Origin of the sequence: Stenotrophomonas sp. LM091, from assembly GCF_001806305.1 — a bacterium.
Taxonomy (GTDB): domain Bacteria; phylum Pseudomonadota; class Gammaproteobacteria; order Xanthomonadales; family Xanthomonadaceae; genus Stenotrophomonas; species Stenotrophomonas bentonitica_A.
The window spans coordinates 397,086-415,191 of the sequence record NZ_CP017483.1; the positions used below are offsets into that span (position 1 = coordinate 397,086).

13 protein-coding genes and 1 pseudogene are annotated in these 18,106 nt (G+C 67.3%); 11 read left to right on the plus strand and 3 right to left on the minus strand.

Going from position 1 to position 18,106, the window contains the following annotated elements; genetic code table 11:
* Nucleotides 1-354: 354 nt before the first annotated feature.
* A complete protein-coding gene (locus BIZ42_RS01780) occupies nt 355-1,395 on the minus strand; it encodes a hypothetical protein (RefSeq protein WP_019184177.1) in 1,041 nt (346 codons plus the stop codon).
* 117 nt (nt 1,396-1,512) lie between these two features.
* Nucleotides 1,513-2,121, minus strand: a complete 609-nt coding sequence (locus BIZ42_RS01785) for a hypothetical protein (RefSeq protein ID WP_070425366.1) — start codon at nt 2,119-2,121, stop codon at nt 1,513-1,515.
* A 311-nt stretch (nt 2,122-2,432) separates the two neighbouring features.
* On the opposite strand from BIZ42_RS01785, the gene BIZ42_RS01790 reads away from it, so the two are divergent.
* From BIZ42_RS01790 to BIZ42_RS01840, 11 genes and pseudogenes are all read left to right on the plus strand, one after another.
* Complete coding sequence (locus BIZ42_RS01790; RefSeq protein WP_070425367.1) at nt 2,433-3,773, plus strand: TlpA disulfide reductase family protein; 1,341 nt, start codon at nt 2,433-2,435, stop codon at nt 3,771-3,773.
* 117 nt (nt 3,774-3,890) lie between these two features.
* A complete protein-coding gene (locus BIZ42_RS01795) occupies nt 3,891-4,472 on the plus strand; it encodes a YceI family protein (protein ID WP_019184180.1) in 582 nt (193 codons plus the stop codon).
* Nucleotides 4,469-4,918, plus strand: a complete 450-nt coding sequence (locus BIZ42_RS01800; RefSeq protein WP_172838024.1) for a protein-disulfide reductase DsbD domain-containing protein — start codon at nt 4,469-4,471, stop codon at nt 4,916-4,918. The genes BIZ42_RS01795 and BIZ42_RS01800 overlap by 4 nt, the downstream gene beginning before the upstream one ends.
* A 14-nt stretch (nt 4,919-4,932) precedes the next feature.
* The gene (locus BIZ42_RS01805) at nt 4,933-5,934 is read left to right on the plus strand and encodes a cytochrome c peroxidase (protein ID WP_070425368.1); all 1,002 of its coding nucleotides are present in this window, start codon (nt 4,933-4,935) and stop codon (nt 5,932-5,934) included.
* Nucleotides 5,931-6,467, plus strand: a complete 537-nt coding sequence (locus BIZ42_RS01810; protein ID WP_070425369.1) for a TlpA disulfide reductase family protein — start codon at nt 5,931-5,933, stop codon at nt 6,465-6,467. Before BIZ42_RS01805 ends, BIZ42_RS01810 begins: the two co-directional genes overlap by 4 nt.
* Before the next feature lie 137 nt (nt 6,468-6,604).
* A complete protein-coding gene (locus tag BIZ42_RS19845) occupies nt 6,605-7,723 on the plus strand; it encodes a TonB-dependent receptor plug domain-containing protein (protein ID WP_070425370.1) in 1,119 nt (372 codons plus the stop codon).
* Nucleotides 7,684-9,162 (plus strand): annotated as a pseudogene (locus BIZ42_RS19850) (TonB-dependent receptor); the annotation flags it as partial. The gene BIZ42_RS19845 and the pseudogene BIZ42_RS19850, both read left to right, overlap by 40 nt.
* Nucleotides 9,163-9,338: 176 nt before the next feature.
* Nucleotides 9,339-11,576: an ATP-binding protein gene (locus BIZ42_RS01825; protein ID WP_070425372.1), complete on the plus strand. Its 2,238-nt coding sequence runs from the start codon at nt 9,339-9,341 to the stop codon at nt 11,574-11,576.
* Nucleotides 11,573-12,046: a response regulator gene (locus BIZ42_RS01830; protein ID WP_019184186.1), complete on the plus strand. Its 474-nt coding sequence runs from the start codon at nt 11,573-11,575 to the stop codon at nt 12,044-12,046. The genes BIZ42_RS01825 and BIZ42_RS01830 overlap by 4 nt, the downstream gene beginning before the upstream one ends.
* Nucleotides 12,039-14,468: a hybrid sensor histidine kinase/response regulator gene (locus tag BIZ42_RS01835; RefSeq protein ID WP_070425373.1), complete on the plus strand. Its 2,430-nt coding sequence runs from the start codon at nt 12,039-12,041 to the stop codon at nt 14,466-14,468. Before BIZ42_RS01830 ends, BIZ42_RS01835 begins: the two co-directional genes overlap by 8 nt.
* Nucleotides 14,469-14,607: 139 nt before the next feature.
* The gene (locus tag BIZ42_RS01840) at nt 14,608-14,988 is read left to right on the plus strand and encodes a response regulator (protein WP_070427419.1); all 381 of its coding nucleotides are present in this window, start codon (nt 14,608-14,610) and stop codon (nt 14,986-14,988) included.
* Between the two features lie 15 nt (nt 14,989-15,003).
* On the opposite strand, the gene BIZ42_RS01845 is transcribed toward BIZ42_RS01840, so the two are convergent.
* Nucleotides 15,004-17,886 (minus strand): PAS domain-containing protein, encoded by a 2,883-nt coding sequence (locus BIZ42_RS01845; RefSeq protein WP_070425374.1) that lies wholly within the window; start codon nt 17,884-17,886, stop codon nt 15,004-15,006.
* Between the last annotated feature and the right edge of the window lie 220 nt (nt 17,887-18,106).

The following is an 18,106-nucleotide window of genomic DNA, read 5'->3' on the forward strand; positions in this document are numbered from 1 at the left end:
GAAAAGGTCCTGAAAGAAGGGAAACACAGGGTGGACGGGCGACCCATCAGTGATATGAATGGGGGTCGCAATCGTCCAAGCTTAAATGAATTCAGGAAGATTGGGCATGACGGCAGATGCTGATGGCGTGAAGGTTGTTTGCACCTCCCTGACTCATTCAGAAAGACCGGACCTGGGCTGTTCGCCTGGCCCGTTTCCAGGCCGGGCCGCCACAACGCATCAGGCCGCCCGAAGGCGGCCTGATGGTGGAACGGTCAGCGCAGCAGCGCGAACAGCAGCAGCAGCGGAATCGGAATGCCGAGCATCCACAGCAGAATGTACTTCATGGTGTTTCCTCCCTTGGGATGGTCAGGTTCACAGGTCGCGGCGACGGCCGCCCCAGGTGGCACTCAGGCTGGCGATGAAGGCACCGATCAGCAGCGTGATGAACAGCCACAGCGCGGCATAGGCGGTCGCCTTGCGGGCATCGTCGGCCGCCTGCTTGGCCTGCTGCTTGGCGTTGTCCAGCGCAGCGCGCAGGCGGGTCTGGACATCGGTCACGCGGGCCTGTGCTTCGGCCTGGCTCATCCCGGTCTGTGCCGCCACCAGCTGGCCCAGGTACTGGGTATCGGCCGGGTCCATGGTGTCGGACTTGAGGCTGTTGACGATGATGCGATTGACCTCGGTACGCACCTCACGGCTGTCCGCACGACGGTCGGCACCCGGCATCGGGCGCGGCGGCGGCGGTGCGCCGTTGACCGGCGGTGCCGGGGGTGCGGCTGCATCGGCCGGACCGACCGGCGGCGCGGGCTGCGCTGCGGTCGGGTTGGCACGGAACAGCGAATCCACCCAGTACTGCACGTCACCCTCTTCGTTGCCCATCGCGGCCGAGCCTGCGCCCGCTGCGGCAATACCGCCGGCAGTGGACGCCGCCGCACCTGCGGTGGCACCGGCCACCTTGGCGCCAGCGCCGAGAATGCCGCCGATCGCGGAGGTCAGCAGTGCGGCGGTCAGCAGGGTAGCCACCGCCCACGACACGAAACCATGTGCGGTGTCGCGGAAGTAGGTCTCATCGCCGTGCAGGTTGCTCCACTTCGTGCGCAGGCGACCGGCCAGATAGCCACCCAGGCCGGAGGCTGCGATGGCGGTGAAGGTCAACCAGGCAATGCTGGACCAGCCGAAGGTCTCGGCAGTCACGCCTTCAAATGACCACGGCGAGACCGATGACAGGCCCAGGCCCACGCCGAGAATCACCAGGATCAACGAAAGCGCGGCTGCGGCGATGGCACCGGCCAGGATCGCGCCCCATGACACGGCGCTCTCGCGCGGAAGATCCACCACCGGCGGTGGGGTGACCACGGCCACGGTCGCGGCAGCGACGGGCTCGGGGTGGGCGTAATCGCCTCGGGTATTCATAGCGGATGGCACTCCTTTTCATGCGCTGCGGATGCAGCTCGCATCGGCAGGCTGCGCTTCAGGTCGTGAAATACGCGAGACGCTGAAAACAAGACCGTGTGGACGGCCGCACCAGACTCACACCCGCCGGCCAAGCAGCATGATCACGCCGACCAGCCCACCCAGCGCGCCGACAACCGCCAGCTCGATGGACGGCTCACGCAACCGCAATGCCATGACGATGCACAGCGCGCCCAGCCCGATGATCACCGCGCCGATGGACGCCGCACGCGCCGAGCCATAGAAGTGAGTACGCCGGATCGGCTCGCTGAGCGCAGGCTGCCTGCGTTGCCAAGCCTCCACGGCGCGTTCGAATTCGCGCAGCAGGCGGTCACGGCTCTGCAGATCGGCTGCACTCACCATCAGTGTCGCCCGGCCCGGCCGCACCAGTTTCAGATAGTCATCGGTGCCCCAGCTGGACAACTGATCGAAGGGCACTGCGTCGCGTCGCGAAAACATCAGGCCATCGGCCATGACCATCACTTCATTGCGCGTCGGGAAGCCCTGGAAGGCCAACAACGGCGGCAGCACCAGGCACAGCAGTGCCACCACGATGGCGATACCCACCGGACCGCGATTGAGCACGATGAACATGAAACTGCCCGCAGCCAACAGAAATGCGAGTGGGACGGCCAGCTGGTGCCAGCGGGTATAAACCGAGACCTGGATACCTTCCCTTGGCTTCACGATGGGTTCCCTCCTCAGTATCGGCGCGGGGCCGGGCGCCTCGGGCCACCATGGTCTTCGATGCCGGCCACGGCGGCAAATGCGCTGATGTCAAAACGGTTATCAGCCTGCCATCGTCGCGCCGGTGAATATGCTGATGAACATGCGTTCCAAGCCACGATGAACTTTTACGACATTCACGTGGCAATAATCCAGTCACGCCACGGATGGCACGTGACCGGCCAGGGATGGCCTTTCAGCGGATGCAGTGGAACGGGGGCTGCATCGCCGGCGACTTGGCGCGTCCAAGGGGATTATCTGGAAGCACTCTCATGACACTGGCATTATCCGGTCGCGTCGTCGCGGCCCTGTTCCTCGCCTCAAGCCTGTCCTTGGGCCTGCCTGCAGCGGCCGCAGCCACCGCCCCATTTCCTGCCGAAGGGGTGTGGCGCGGCGAATTCAATATCGATGGCGATCCCATTCCGTTCAACTTCGAAGTAAAGGGAAAGCGTGCGCAGGACGCGACCTTCACCCTGCTCAACGGCAGCCGCACCGACAGATTCAAGGTCACCCCGCGCGATGACGGGACCTTCTCGGTGCGGATGAACACCTACGATGCGGTGCTCGAAGGCAAGGTCTCCGAGGATGGCAAGCACCTGGTCGGCCAGTACAAGGACCTGGTGCCCAGCCGCAACGGGGCGCGCAACCTTGCCTTCACCGCCGAACAGGGCGCGGCATGGCGCTTCGTCAAGCCCGGCCAGGACGAGGCACCGGCGGCGGACCTCAGCGGCAAGTGGGCCGTGCAGACCATCGACAAGGCCGCCCGCCAGGACAAGCGCAACCAGGTCGCCCTGCTCAAACAGGAAGGGAATCGCCTCTCCGGCGTGTTCATGACCGTGGTGGGTGATACCCGCGAGCTGGAAGGCACCGTGCAGGGCAACCGTTTCTACCTGTCCGGCTTCAGTGGGCCCAGCCCGCTGCTGATCCGCGGCACGATCGATGAAGACGGCAACATCCAGGGCGCGTTCGGCAGCGGCATCTACAACGTGGTGAAGTTCGAGGCCGAGAAGAGCGACAAGGTGGAGCTGCCGGATCCGTACAAGCTCACCTTCCTCAAGGATGGCCAGGAACGCATCGATTTCAGCTTCCCCGACCTGCAGGGCAAGCAGGTCTCGCTGCGCGACGACAAATACCGCGGCAAGGTGGTCATCGTTGAAGTGATCGGCACCTGGTGCCCGAACTGCACCGACCAGACCTATTTCCTGGCCCCGTGGTTCAAGCAGAACCAGCACCGTGGCGTGGAGGCGGTGGCGGTCGCCTTCGAGCAGGAAGACAACTTCGATTACTTCAAGAAGACCCTGACCACGTTCAAGGATTACTTCGACATCCGCTACGACATCGTGTTCGGCGGCATCGCCGACAAGAAAGTCGCTACCGAGAAACTCAAGGGCCTCAATTACATGGCCGCCTTCCCGACCACGATCATCATCGGCCGTGACGGCAAGGTCCGCGAGATCTACACCGGCTACACCGGCACCGTGACCGGGGAGTATCACCAGGATTATGTGGCCCGCTTCAACAGCCTGCTCGATGGGCTGATTGCCGAGCCCGATCCGTATGCGGCAAGCGCCGCGACCGCGACCACGACGCCGGCACTGGCCGTCGCCCCGTAACCCTCCGCGGCGGCCGGCCTGCCCGCCCGCCGCGGCCCTCCCTCCTGCGCTGCACGCCCGCACGGCCTCCCCGCGATGCCGCGGGCGGCTGCGCGCCACGACAAAGAGACCTGCCCCATGCGCACCACCGTGCTGTTGACCCTGCTCACCGCTGCCACCGCACCTGCCGTGGCAATCGCCGCGCCGGTGACCTACCAGCTCGACCCGACCCATACCGATGTGCTGTTCACCTGGAACCACAACGGCTTTTCGTTCCCGACCGGCCGCGCCGCGATCAGCAGCGGCACGCTGGTCTACGACGCCGCCAGGCCCGCCGCCTCGCAGGTACAGGTCGAGCTGCCGTTGGCCGAGCTGGCCACCCACGTGCCGAAACTCGACGAGATCGTGAAGAGCGACAAACTCTTCGATGTCGCCAGGTTCCCGCAGGCTGCCTTCCGCAGCACCTCGGTCGTGTCCCAGGGCGCCGGCCGCCTGAAGATCACCGGCGAGCTGACCCTGCATGGCGTCACCCGCCCGGTCGTGCTCGACGCCACCCTCAACAAGGTGGGCGAGCATCCCAGCCGCAAGGTGCCGACCATCGGCTTCAACGCTACGGGCGTGATCCGCCGCAGCGAATTCGGGCTGGATGCGTTCCTGCCCAACATCGCCGACGAGGTGCAACTGCGCATCACCACCGAGGCGCAAGGGGGCAAGGAGTGAGGTACGGCATCCTTCCGCTGGGCATTGCGTTGCTGCTGAGCGGTGGCAACGCGATCGCCGCCGATACGCCGAAGGTCGCCCTCCAGCCGCGGCTGGAGGCCGCGCCCGACGGGTCCCGTGAGCTGGTCATCGATGCCCGCATCGAACCGGGCTGGATCCTGTACGCCTCGGACTTCGAGCAACCGCAGATCGGCCCGCGCGCGGCACGGGTGGTCCTGGCGGACGGGGCGCAGACGCAGGGCCCGCTGCGCTCGGTCGATGCCCGCGAAGGCCACGGCCGCAGTTTCGCCGGTGACTACCGCTACACCTATTTCAGCGAACAAGGGCAGCTGCGCCTGCCCGTGGCGGCGGGCGGCACGCCGGTAAACGGCACCCTGCGCGCGCAGGTCTGCTTCGAAGAGAGCGGCCTGTGCGAGCTGGTCCAGCAGGAGATCGTCGCGCGTTGAGCGCGGCGCCCGCCATGCCACGCCCTGCCCTGTCCCTCTCCCTGCTTGCGGCACTGGCCGGCGGCGCGTTCCTGGCGCCGGTGCTGTCCGCCGATGCGCCGACCTACGACGGCAATCTGTCCGACAACCCGCGCGCCCAGCTGGGCCGACAGCTCTTTTTCGATCCCATCCTGTCGCGTGACCGCACGGTGTCGTGCGCCAGCTGCCATCAGCCGGCCCGCGCCTTCGCCGATGACCGCGCGCTCAGCCTGGGCGTGGAAGGTCGCCTGGGCACCCGCAACACGCCCAGCGTGATGAACAGTGCCGGGCGCACCCGGTTCTTCTGGGATGGCCGCAGCGAGACCCTGGAGGAACAGGCGCTCGCGCCGATCGCCAACCCGCTGGAAATGGACCTGCCGGTGGATGACGCGGTGGCGCGGCTGCGTGCCGATCCTGCGTGGGTGGCACGCTTCCAGGATGCCTACAGCGCCGCTCCCAGCGCGCGCACGCTGGGCCGCGCCCTGGCCGCCTACCAGAAGACCCTCAACACCGTGGACAGCCCGTACGACCGCTACGCGCTGGGCCAGGAGGATGCGATCAGCGACGCGGCCAAGCGCGGCCGCCTGCTGTTCATCACCAAGGCCCAGTGCGTGAGCTGCCACGCCGGGGAGGACTTCACCTCGGACCGCTTCAAGAACATCGGCATCTACAACGGCCGCGAGTTCAACGACGAAGGCCGCGGCGGGATCACCGGCGATCCGGCGCAGAAAGGCGAATTCAAAGTGCCGGGCCTGCGTAATGTCGCGCTGACCGCGCCCTACATGCACAACGGGATGTTCAAGAGCCTGCGCGAAGTGATCGTGTATTACGACGACCCCGGCAAGGTCATCCCCGATTCGATCGGCCGGGACGCGCAGCTGCGCGATCCGCTGCACCTGACCGAGGCGGAGATCGACGACATCGAGCAGTTCCTGCACACCCTCACCGACGACCGCTTCGCGTCGCGCGCGACCTCTTCGACGGCCTCACCTCCATGACCTCTTCCGCGTTGCGCCGCCTGGCGCTGCTGGCTACCGTGCTGATGATCGCGCTGCCCATGGCATCGTTCGCCGCCCCGCCCACCACGGCCGCGCCTGCCGGCCAGGCGGCACCGGTCCTGCACTGGACCGATCTCGACGGCGCCCCGGCGTCGCTGGCGCAATGGCGCGGCCGCCCGGTGCTGCTCAACTACTGGGCCAGCTGGTGCGGCCCGTGCCTGAAGGAACTGCCCGACCTGCAGGATTTCTCGCAGGCGCAGACCTCGCGGCCGAACGGCGTGCACGTGGTTGGTGTCGCGCTCGATGATGTGGAATCGGCCAAGGCCCTGCGCGACCAGCTGCGCCTCACCTACCCGCAACTGGTGGAGGGCGACGGGCCGCCCGGCACCGCCGCCGCGTTCGGCAACCGCATCGGCACACTGCCGTTTTCGGTGCTGATCGATGCGCACGGCACCGTGCTGCAGGTCCACAACGGCCCGCTGCATCCTGCCGACCTCGCCCGCTGGGCTGCCGCCGCCGGCGGTGCGCCATGACCGGCACCGGGCGTGCCGCCGCCGCTGCCGAGTGCTGTTGCACGGGTACGCCAGCCACCGGCTGATCCGGTCCATCCGCCCTCGCCTGCCCGCCGCATGCCGCTGTGCATCGGCCCTCCTTCTCCTGGGGATCTTCCATGCTGTCCACGCACCATCGCCTGCCGTTGGTTCTCGCCGTCCTGTCCGCGTTGTCCCTGCCCCTCGCCGCATACGGCGCAGCCGAGGTGGAGGTCGCCACCAGCGTGAGCACCGCCACCCTGGATACGGTCACCGTGACCGGCACCCGTGCACAGGGCCGCACCGTGCGCGAAAGCGCGGCGCCGATCGATGTCCTGTCCGCCGAGGACATCCGCGCCGCCAACGCAACCAGCCTGCTGGATGTGCTCAACACCACCGTGCCCAGCTTCAACCTGCCGCTGGAGACCGGGGATCTGAACAGCATGGTGCGTGCCGGGCAGCTGCGCGGCCTCAATGCCAGCCACGTGCTGGTACTGGTGGACGGCAAGCGCCGCCACGCCACCGCGTTGCTGGGCGCGGGTGGCTTCGGTGGCGCCGCGCCCGCCGATCTCGCCCTGATCCCCACCGGTGCGATCGAACGCATCGAAGTGCTGCGCGATGGCGCCTCGGCGATCTACGGTTCGGACGCCATCGCCGGGGTCATCAACATCGTCACCCAAAAGGCTGCCCGCGGCGGCAACGTCTCCTACCGCGATGGCACCTACTTCGCCGGCGATGGCCGCGCGCGCGTGGTGCAGGCCGATGCCGGGTTCGGCCTGGGCGACGGCGGCTATCTGCACCTGGCGGCGCAGCTGGACGACCAGGAAGCCACCAACTACACCAGCCCCGCACGCGATACATTCCTGTACTACTTTCCGCGCAACGCGGCCGGCAATGCGATCCGCCCCGGCGGCAACCAGGCCAGCAACCCGACGCTGCCACCCGGCGCGACGCCGGATCCGCGCGAGGCCACGCGCGACAACAATGCCTGGCGCAACCGGGGCATCCGCGCGTTCCGCACGAAGACCGCCACGGCCAATGCCAGCATCCCACTGGCTGCCACGGTAGAGGCCTACGGGCTGCTGACCCTGGCCCAGCGTGATGCCTGGGCACCGCAGAACTTCCGCCAACCGCTGCGCAATGAGGTAGTACGCGCGATCGATCCGGATGGCTTCGCACCGACCGAGCACATCGACGAGAACGACGGCGCGCTCACGCTGGGGTACGCGGCCAGTTCGGCGAGTGGGACTGGGACCTGAGCAGCGGCTACGGGCGCGATGCGATGGATATCAACCTGCACAACAGCATCAACCCCACCTACGGCCTGGATAGCCAGACCGATTTCTACATCGGCGACCTGCGCTACAGCGCCTGGACCCATAACCTGGATCTGCGCCGCCAGCTGCAGACGGCGTGGCTGGCCGCGCCACTGGAACTCAGTGCAGGGGCGGAGTATCGCGACGAGCGCTACCGGATCGGCGCGGGCGACGTGCAGTCCTACACCCATGGCGGGCAGCGGGTGCTCGACGGCCCCTACGCGGGCACGGTGCTGGGGATCGGCCTGGGCGGCTCGCAGGCGCTGCCCGGCTACCGGCCCGAGGACGCAGTCGATGTCAGCCGCAACAGCGGTGCGCTGTACCTCGGCGTCGCGGCCGACCTGGGCGCGCGCTGGCGCGTGGACCTGGCCGGCCGGCATGAGCGTTACTCGGATTTCGGCAGCGAAACCACCGGCCGCCTGTCCACCCGTTTCGCGCTGCATCCCCGGCTCGCCCTGCGCGGCACGATCAGCAACGGTTTCCAGGCGCCGTCACTGGCCGCGCAGGCCTATCGCAACACCTCCAACGGCAATTTCTACACCGACCACATCCTGCAGGCCGGTTCGCCGCAGGCCATTGCACTGGGCGCGCAGCCGCTGCGCCCGGAAACCTCGCGAAGCCTCAGCCTGGGCATCGTGGCCGAGCCATGGCAGGGCGCATCGCTGACGGTGGATGCCTACCGCATCGATGTGGATGACCGGATCGCCCTGTCCACCACCTTCCGCGAGGGGCTGTATCCCGGCTCCGGTGTGCTGGTCACCTCGGTGGGACTCGGCGCACAGGATGGGGTGCGCTACTTCATCAATGCCGCCGATACCCGCACCGATGGCGTGGAGGCCACGCTCGAAGGTCGCGTCGATCTGGGCCGCGGCGGCACCCTGCGCTGGACGCTGGCCAGCAGCCATAACCGCGCCAGGATCACCGGCCTGGCCCCCACCCCCGCCGTGCTCGCCGCCTTCAATGTGCCGGTGTTCAGCACCGGATCGCAGAACGAGCTGCTCTACAAGGCGCCCAAGTCCCGGCAGGTGCTGGGCCTGGACTGGAGCCTGGGCCGCTACCGGGTCGGCCTGCGCCAGAGCCGCTATGGCGACATCCAACGCTATGGTTCGCCAACCACGGTCGCCAGCAGTGGGCCGTATGCCGGCCAGGCCGAGATCGCCTATGACATCGGCGGGCTCTGGATCACCGATCTGCAGCTGGGGGCCACCCTGCCCGGCGGCTGGGACGTGGCGCTGAACGCCAACAACGTGTTCGACCGCAAAGTCACCAGACTGCCCGAGCCGCTGCTTGCCGCGAACGAATACTACCGGTATGCCAACGGCGGACCGGTCGATGGCTCGGGGGGGCTGTGGTCAGCCACCCTCCGTTACCGCTGGGACTGATCCGCGCGCAGCGCAAGGAACACCGTCGCATCCTCACAGATCCGGGCGCCCGCCTATGCAAAAATAAGGGAACTGTGGCACGCCGCGTCGCAGGTGACGGTGTGTGCTCCTGACAACCAGGCGCAGCCGTGCCATTCGTGCGGTGGCCAGTACTGGTAAAGATCAGGAGTCAATGAATGTCCTCGAGGAATTCCGGCGCAAGCGCCTTGGATCTGTCCAGCTGCGCGCGTGAGCCGATCCGTACCCCCGGTGCCATCCAGCCGTACGGATTGATCCTGGTCCTCGATCACACGACATTGACGGTCAACGCCCGCGCGGTGGCCGAGCCGGGCCTGCTGGAGGCGCTTGGCGATCCGCTGGGCCAGCCGCTGGAGCAGGTGCTGGCCGGCACTCTGGCGCCATGCAGGCCGGTGCTGGAGGCATTGCAGGAGGGTGCCTCGCATTTCCTGGGCGCGCACCCGGTGGGCACGGCGGGCAACCACCACACCGTGGCCCACCGGATCGGTGATGACGTCATCATCGAGCTGGAGGCCCCGGTGCCGGGCGAACCGGGCTCGCTGGAGGACCTGTATCCCTCGATCCGCCGCTTCATGGCCGCCATCGAGCACGCGCCGACGACCCAGGCATTGTGCGAACTCGCTGCCACGCATATCCGCGAGCTGACCGGCTTCGACCGCACGATGATCTACCAGTTCGACAAGGACTGGAACGGCGCGGTGGTGGCCGAGGACCGCAACGACGTGCTGCCCTCCTACCTCGACCTGCGCTTCCCGGAATCGGACATCCCCGCCCAGGCGCGCGATCTGTACCGGCAGAACCGCGTCCGCCTGATCGCCGACAGCCATTACACCCCCGTGCCGCTGGTGCGCGTACCGGCCCTCGCCGATGCGGCGCCCATCGATCTGGGCCCGGCCATGCTGCGCAGCGTCTCCCCGGTGCACCTGCAGTACATGCGCAACATGGGCACGGGCGCCTCGATGTCGGTCTCGGTGCTGTCCGAGGGCGAGCTGTGGGGCCTGATTTCCTGTCACAACCAGGTCGCCCGCCGGGTGCCCTACCACGTACGTACGGCCTGCGAGTTCATCGGTCAGATCCTGTCGCTGCAGATCGCGGTGAAACAGCGCGCGGTCCTGGTCGAAGAGCGCATCGCACGCCGCGCGATCCAGGTCCGGCTGCTCGGGCGGATGGCCGGTGACACCGACTTCATGGCCGCACTCGGCCGCGACCAGCAGAGCCTGCTCGCGCTCACCCAGTCCACCGGCGCGGCGATCGTGCACCGTGGCGAGTGCATCCTGCATGGCCAGTGCCCCGGCCAGCGCCACGTGATGCAGCTGGTGCAATGGCTGACCGCGCAACAGATCGAGGGCGACATCTTCTGCACCGATACCCTGCCGCTGGACTGGAAGGAGGCCGAAGCCTTCGCCGGCGTGGCCAGCGGCGTGCTGGCCATCTCGATCTCGCAGATCCACGACAGCTTCGTGATCTGGTTCCGTCCCGAAGTGGTCCGCACCGTGCGCTGGGGCGGCGACCCGCGCAAGGAAGAGACCGGACAGCCCCTGTCGCCGCGCACCTCCTTCGAGGGCTGGAAGCAGACCGTGCGCCAGCAGTCGCTGCCCTGGAACGACGTGGACCGCGATGCTGCGCTGGAACTGCGCACGGCCATCGTGGATATCGTGCTGCGCAAGGCCGAAGAGATGGCGGCATTGAACGAGCAGCTGTTGCGCAGCAACAAGGAACTCGAAGCGTTCTCCTACTCGGTGAGCCATGACCTGCGCGCCCCGTTCCGTCATATCGTCGGTTACTCGGAACTGCTGTGGTCCTCGGCCGGCGAAAGATTGAACGATTCAGAAAAGAGATTTCTCGACACCATCGTGGAGTCGGCAAAATCGGCTGGGACCCTGGTCGATGACCTGCTCAGCTTCTCGCAGATGGGCCGCTCGACGATGGGCCAGATCGCGATGGACATGACCGCCCTGGTGGAAGACGTGCGCCACAAACTCGACATGGAGTACGCCGGGCGCGCCATCGACTGGCAGATCGCGGGGCTGCCCAAGGTGCAGGCCGACCCCGGCATGCTGCGGCTGGTCTGGCAGAACCTGCTGGCCAATGCGATCAAGTTCACCCGCGACACGCCCGAGCCACGCATCGAGGTCGGGCATGAACGCAACGACACGGAGGACATCTTCTTCGTGAAGGACAACGGCTGTGGTTTCGACATGCGCTACGTGGACAAGCTGTTCGGCGTGTTCCAGCGGCTGCATCACGTCGATGAGTACGAAGGCACCGGTATCGGCCTGGCCAACGTGCACCGCATCATCACCCGCCATGGCGGCCGGACCTGGGCGAGAGGCCAGGTCGGCGCCGGCGCGACATTCTATTTCACCATTCCCTTTGTTACTGGAGACCACCTATGAGAGATCTGCGACCGATCCTGCTCGTAGAAGACAACCCGAAAGACGCTGAATTGACCATGGCCGCGCTCGCCCGCTGCCAGTTGCTCAATGACGTGACCCATGTGCGCGACGGCGTGGAAGCGCTGGAGTATCTCCGCTGCCAGGGGCGTTATGAAGGGGCCATGCATGGCGGCCCGGTGGTCGTGCTGCTGGACCTGAAACTGCCCAAGCTCAACGGGCTGGAAGTGCTCAAGGAAATCCGTACCGACCGTGCCCTCAGCAGCACCCCGGTGGTGATGCTGACCTCCTCGCGCGAAGAGCAGGACCTGATCCGCAGCTACGAGCTGGGCGTCAACGCGTTCGTGGTCAAGCCGGTGGACTTCAAGGAATTCCTTGAAGCGATCCAGGGCCTGGGCATGTTCTGGGGCATCACCAACCAGCCGCCACCGCACGGCACGCTGTTCGGCGGGAAGAGTAGACACGATGGCTGAGGCCGCCACAGCAAAGACCATCAGGATCCTGATGGTCGAAGACAGTGCACTTGATGCAGAACTGATCACCGCGCAGCTCAAGCGCGCCGGGGTGCCGTTCACCGCCGAGCGCACCTGGTCGCACCAGGGCATGCTCGATGCCCTGACCACGACGCCGTTCGATGTGATCCTGGCCGACCACGTCCTGCCGGGCTTCGATGGTGACGCCGCGCTCGCCCTGGCCAGCGAGATCGCCCCCCAGATTCCCTTCATCTTCGTCTCCGGCACGCTCACCGAAGAACTCGCAGTGCAGGCGCTCAAGCGCGGTGCGCGCGATTACGTGGTCAAGTCACGCCTGCAGCGCCTACCCGATGCCGTGCTCCGGGCCATCGGCGAAGCGCAGGAGCGCCGCCGGCTGCAGCGCGTGGAGGCCGAGCTGCATGAGAGCCACCAGCGGCTGAGGCTGATCACCGATTCGCTGCCGGCGCTGATCGCCTACTTCGGTCACGACCATCGCTACCGCTTCGCCAACAACGCCTATGTCGAGTGGCACGGCCGTACGCCGGAGAGCCTGATCGGCCGGCACACCCGCGAGGTGATCGGCGAGGACACCTTCAACAGCATCCAGCAGCACCTGGACCGGGTCCTGCTCGGTGAGAAGGTGAGCTTCGACCTGCTCTCGCTGCGCAGCGATGGCACGCCCCGCCACGCGCAGGTGGACTGCGTACCCGAGCTGGCGCCGGACGGCGCGGTGCTCGGCTATTACGCGATGGCGCGCGACATCAGCGAGCTCAAGCACGCGCAGGCGCTGCTCAGGGCCAACAACGAATCCCTGGAACGCCAGGTCGACGAGCGGACCTCGGCGCTGCACCGCAGTGAAAGCCGACTGCAGGCGCTGTTCGAATCCAGCTTCCAGCACCAGAACCTGCTGACCCTGGATGGCCACATCATCGACACCAATTCGGCGTCGCTGGCAGCCATCCTCGCCAACAAGGAAGACGTCCGCGGCAGCCTCTACTGCGAGTCTGCGTGGTTCGCCGATACCCCCGGGGTACCTGGCGTGGTCTGCACGGCCATTCTCGAGGCGGCGGCCGGCACCGCCTCTCGTCATGAGCTGGAGCTGCGCCTGCCCACCGGCAAGCGGACCTTCGATTTCTCCTTCCGCCCCTTGTTCGACCATCAGGCGCGGATCACCGCGGTCGTCTCCGAAGCGGTGGAAACCACCGCGCGCCGGCAGGCCGAAGAGGCGCTGCGGCACAGCCAGAAGATCGAGGCCGTCGGCCAGCTGACCGGTGGCATCGCGCACGACTTCAACAACATCCTGACCGTGATCGCCGGCAACATCGAATACGCCAAGATGCTGACCGACCGCCTGGGTGACGCTGCGGGCAATTCCTCGCGCTCGCTGGACAACGCGATGAAGGGCGTGATGCGCGCGGCCAACGTCACCCAGCGGCTGCTGGCGTTCTCGCGCCGGCAGCCGCTGAAGAACATGCCGGTGGACCTGAACGAAGAAATGCGCGGCATGCAGGACATGCTCAAGCGTTCACTGGGCGAGCTGGTGCAGATCGACATGCTGCACAGCCCGGATATCTGGTGCGTGGAGATCGACCCGAACCAGCTGGAGGCCTCCATCCTCAACCTGGCGGTCAATGCCCGCGATGCCATGCCCGGGGGCGGGCGCCTGACGATCGAGATCGACAACATCCATCTGGACAAGGACTACGCAGCGCAGCACCCGGATGTGCCGCCCGGCCAATACGCCATGATCCGGGTGCGCGACAGCGGCCAGGGCATGTCCGCCGAGGTGATGGGCCGGGTGTTCGAACCGTTCTTCACCACCAAGGAGGTCGGCCGCGGCACCGGGCTGGGCCTGTCGATGGTGTACGGCTTCGCCAAGCAGTCCGGTGGCCATGTGCTGCTCGACTCCATCGAAGGCAGCGGCACCACGATCACCCTGCTGTTCCCGCGCTCGGCCTCGGCCCTGCCCGGCACCCGCCAGGCCGAGGCGCAGGAAGCCAACGCCTACGAGGTGGAGGAGGAAACCACGGTGCTGGTGGCCGAGGACAATGACGATGTCCGTGCCTACACCGTGGATACCCTGCGCCAGCTGGGCTACCGCGTGCTCGAAGCGCATGACGGACCCTCCGCCCTGCGCCTGCTGGAGCGGCCGGACGTGAGCGTGGACCTGCTGTTCTCGGACATCGTGATGCCGGGCATGTCCGGCTGGGCACTGGCCAAGCAGGCGATCGGCCGGAAACCGGGGCTGCGGGTCCTGTTCACCTCGGGCTATCCGCGCGATATCGACGCAAGCGGCACGGTCGGCCGGACCATCGCGCTGCTCGCCAAACCGTTCACCCGCACCGATCTGGCCCGCTCGATCCGGGCCTCCCTGCAGGACGAGAGCCCCGCCCAGGGCGGTAAGACCTTGGACCGAGGGTAATGAAGGAGGCTGCCGTCATCGGCGCCTCCCGGGGATCATGACGCCGGGCTGGCGCGCGATGCACGGCCGGCTAACGCGCGCGGGCGCTAAGGTGGAGCTCCGCACAGGTGGCAGCATGCCACGAGGATCCGCGCCCGCAATGACTGCTGCCCGTTCCCACCCACGATGCCGCGTGCTTCTCGTCGAAGACGATGCGCCCATCCGGGAGATGACCAAGGACATCCTCAACGACGATGGCTTCGAGGTCCTCGACGTTGCCGACGCCGAGGCCGCTCTGGGGTGCCTCAGGCATGACGGCCCGTTCGACCTGCTGGTGTCCGATGTCGGGCTTCCCGGAATGGACGGCCGCGACCTGGCCACGATCGCCACCACGCTGCACCCGGCCATGCCCATCCTGCTGGTCACCGGCTATGCCGGGGCGGCCGGGGCCCGGCCGGACTTTCTCGGCGAGGACATCAAACTGCTGCGCAAACCCTTCACGCTCAAACAGCTGGTGAGCTCGGTCAGGTCCCTGCTCTGAGCGCAGCCAACACCGTCACTGGCTGCTGCCTGCAGTCGCCAACAGCGCGCGCGCACGCCGCTCCAGTTCGGCAGTGGTGAAGGGTTTGGTCAGCACTTCCATCCCCTCCTCCAGCTGCCCGGCGCCCACCGCCGCCGACGCCGCATAGCCGGTGATGAACAACACCGGCAGCCCGGGCCGCACCTGGCGCCCTGCATCGGCGACCTGCCGGCCATTGAGCCCGCCAGTGAGGCCAACATCGGTGATCAGCAGGTCGATGGGCTGCCCGGAGTGGAGCAGCTCGACCGCCTGGCCGCCCTCCGGCGCCTCCAGCACCCGATAGCCGGCGCCGCCCAGCACCTCGCTGAGCAGCGCGCGGATCGCCCCCTCGTCTTCAACCACCAGGATCGTCCCGACGCTGGGCGTGGATGTGGCGGGCGCATCCTGCTCGGTCTCCTGCACCGCATTGGCCGCGGTTTCGCCGATGAAGCGTGGCAGGTACAGCTCCACCGTCGTGCCCTGGCCGACCTGCGAATCAATCCGCACCTGGCCGCCGGACTGGCGGGTGAAGCCATAGATCATCGACAGGCCCAGGCCGGTGCCCTGCCCGATCGGCTTGGTGGTGAAGAACGGCTCGAAGACCTTCTCGATCACCGCCGCCTCCATGCCGGTTCCGGCGTCCTTGACGGCCAGCCGCACGTAATCGCCCGGGGGCGTATCCAGCGCTGCCGCAGCCTCGCCCTGCAACGTCACGTTCGCCGCACTGATGATCAGCGGGCCGCCCTCGGGCATGGCATCGCGGGCATTGATGCACAGATTCAACAGCGCATTCTCCATCTGCGGCACATCCACCAGCACCGACCATGGATCCGAATCGAGCTGCGTGGCGATCGCGATCGACGGCCCCAGCGTGCGCGAGATGATGTCCAGCATCCCGCGCACCAGGGCATCGGCCACCACCGGCGTCGGCGCCAGCGTCTGCCTGCGGGAGAAGGCCAGCAGCCGCTGGGTCAGCGCGGTGGCGCGCGACGCGCTGGACTGCGCCATCTCCAGGTACCGGCCCACATCATCGTAGCGACGCTGATCGATGCGCAGCTCCAGCAGCTCCAGGCCGACCGAGATGGCGGTCAGCAGGTTGTTGAAGTCATGCGCCAGGCCGCCGGTCAACTGGCCCACGGCCTCCATCTTCTGGCTTTGCCGCAACCGCTCTTCAGCCACCTGCAGCTCGGCGCTGCGCGCCTGCACCCGCTCTTCCAGGGTCAAGGTCAGCTCGCGCAGCTGGTCTTCGGCCAGGCGCCGCTCGGTCACGTCCGAGGCAGTGCCGAACCATTCGGTGATCTCGCCGTTGCCGTCCAGCAGCGGCACCGCGCGCATCTGCACCCAGCGCACGCTGCCATCGGCGAGCAGGCTGCGGTGTTCCAGCGCCAGCGGCTCCCGCTGCGCCAGCGCGCGGGCGATGGCCTGCTCCAGCAGGCCCAGATCCTCCGGATGTACGTAGCGCTCCTTCCAGTCGCTGAGCGCGGGCAGGCTGTCGTCCTGCGCGACCGGTCCAGTGGCCAGAATCTGGCGCATCTCGCGCCAGTCGGCGGTGACCGCATAGAGCGACTGCGAGGAGGCGCTCACCAGCGCGCCGAGGCGTCGCTCGCTATGGGCCAGTGCATCGCTGGCGCGGCGCTCTTCTGTCCGGTCGCCCAGCACCTTGACGAAGCCCAGCGCGGCGCCATCTTCATCGCGCAGCACGGTCATGGCGCCGCTGGCCCAGAACCGCCCGCCGGATTTGCGCGCCAGCCAGCGCTCACCGCTGACCCCGCCCGATGCGATCGAGACGCTCTGGTTGTGGCGCAGGCGGTCGGCCAGGATGTCCTCCTGGGTATAGATCCGCTCCACCTTCTGGCCCAGCATCTCGGCCTCCGTCCAGCCGAAGATGTGCTCGGCGCCGGCATTCCACAGGGTCACGTTGCCCTGCAGGTCCGAGGCGACGATCGCGTAGTCGCTGGCACTGTCGATGATCTGGCGATTGCGCGCCTCCACCTGCCGCATCGTGCGCTGCAGCTCGATGTGGGAGGTGACATCCAGGCCCTGCACGAACACGCCGGCAGTGCTGCCGTCTTCGCCGGCCACCGGCTGGAAGACGAGATCCAGCAGGCGCCGGGCCGATGAGGGATCGGACGGGAACGGCGCGTCGTAGACCATCTCGCTGCCGATGTACGGCTTGCCGGTGCGGTAAACCTCGTCCAGCAACGGCATGAAACCCTGGTCGACGATTTCCGGCAGCGCCTCCCGGATCGACTTCCCGAGCACGTGGCGGTTGCCGACCAGGCGTTGGTAGCCCGGGTTGGCCAGCTCGACGCGATGCTCGGGCCCGCTGAGGAAGGCCATGAACATCGGCGACTTGTCGAACAGCGCGATCAGGCGCTCGTTCTCCTTGGCCAGGCGCTGCTGCGCCACGATGATGCTGGTCACCTCGTTGGTCACGCAGAACGCGCCGCCGACACTGCCATCGTCCAGGAAGATCGGCGAGAAGGAGAATGTCCACCAGGTCTCTTCAGGCACGCCCTGGCGGCTCATCGAGACCGGCAGGTTCTCGTAGCGGGAGGACCCGCCTGCGAAGGCAGCCTCGATCGGTGCGCGCACGGCGTCCCACGCATCCGCCCACAGCTGCCTCAGCGGCGCCCCCAGCGCCCCCTGCAGGCGCGGGCCCAGGATCGGGCTGTAGGCATCGTTGAAGAAGAACGTCAGGTCATCGCCCCAGACCACGTACATGCTCTCGGGCGAGGCCAGGATCAGGTTGACCGCATTGCGCAGCGCACTGGGCCACTGGTCGATCGGGCCCACCGGCGTCGCCCGCCAGTTCCATCCACGCACCTGCTCGGCCATCGGGCCGGTGCTGCCGGGAAAACGCCCCACCCCTGCACTCATGCGCGCTGCTCCAACACGGCCGGGGCACGCGCGCCGCGCAGCCGCGCGACAGACCAGGGAAGGACAGACATCATCGGGTCACCGAACCTTGAACTGAAAGGCATCGCAGCAGCAGGGGAACGGCAGGCAGCGGTCGGCCGGCCGGTAGGGGGAGAGCAATTTAATCCACGCGGGGCCAACTCCATGTCAACGCCCGCAGCCGCAACGGACCGCTGCCCAC

Coding starts and splice junctions, on each gene's coding strand:
- BIZ42_RS01780 (WP_019184177.1), bottom strand. CDS start 1,395: ATGAATACCCGAGGCGATTACGCCCACCCCGAGCCCGTCGCTGCCGCG.
- BIZ42_RS01790 (WP_070425367.1), top strand. CDS start 2,433: ATGACACTGGCATTATCCGGTCGCGTCGTCGCGGCCCTGTTCCTCGCC.
- BIZ42_RS01795 (WP_019184180.1), top strand. CDS start 3,891: ATGCGCACCACCGTGCTGTTGACCCTGCTCACCGCTGCCACCGCACCT.
- BIZ42_RS01805 (WP_070425368.1), top strand. CDS start 4,933: ATGCCACGCCCTGCCCTGTCCCTCTCCCTGCTTGCGGCACTGGCCGGC.
- BIZ42_RS01810 (WP_070425369.1), top strand. CDS start 5,931: ATGACCTCTTCCGCGTTGCGCCGCCTGGCGCTGCTGGCTACCGTGCTG.
- BIZ42_RS19845 (WP_070425370.1), top strand. CDS start 6,605: ATGCTGTCCACGCACCATCGCCTGCCGTTGGTTCTCGCCGTCCTGTCC.
- BIZ42_RS01825 (WP_070425372.1), top strand. CDS start 9,339: ATGTCCTCGAGGAATTCCGGCGCAAGCGCCTTGGATCTGTCCAGCTGC.
- BIZ42_RS01830 (WP_019184186.1), top strand. CDS start 11,573: ATGAGAGATCTGCGACCGATCCTGCTCGTAGAAGACAACCCGAAAGAC.
- BIZ42_RS01835 (WP_070425373.1), top strand. CDS start 12,039: ATGGCTGAGGCCGCCACAGCAAAGACCATCAGGATCCTGATGGTCGAA.
- BIZ42_RS01840 (WP_070427419.1), top strand. CDS start 14,608: ATGACTGCTGCCCGTTCCCACCCACGATGCCGCGTGCTTCTCGTCGAA.
- BIZ42_RS01845 (WP_070425374.1), bottom strand. CDS start 17,886: ATGAGTGCAGGGGTGGGGCGTTTTCCCGGCAGCACCGGCCCGATGGCC.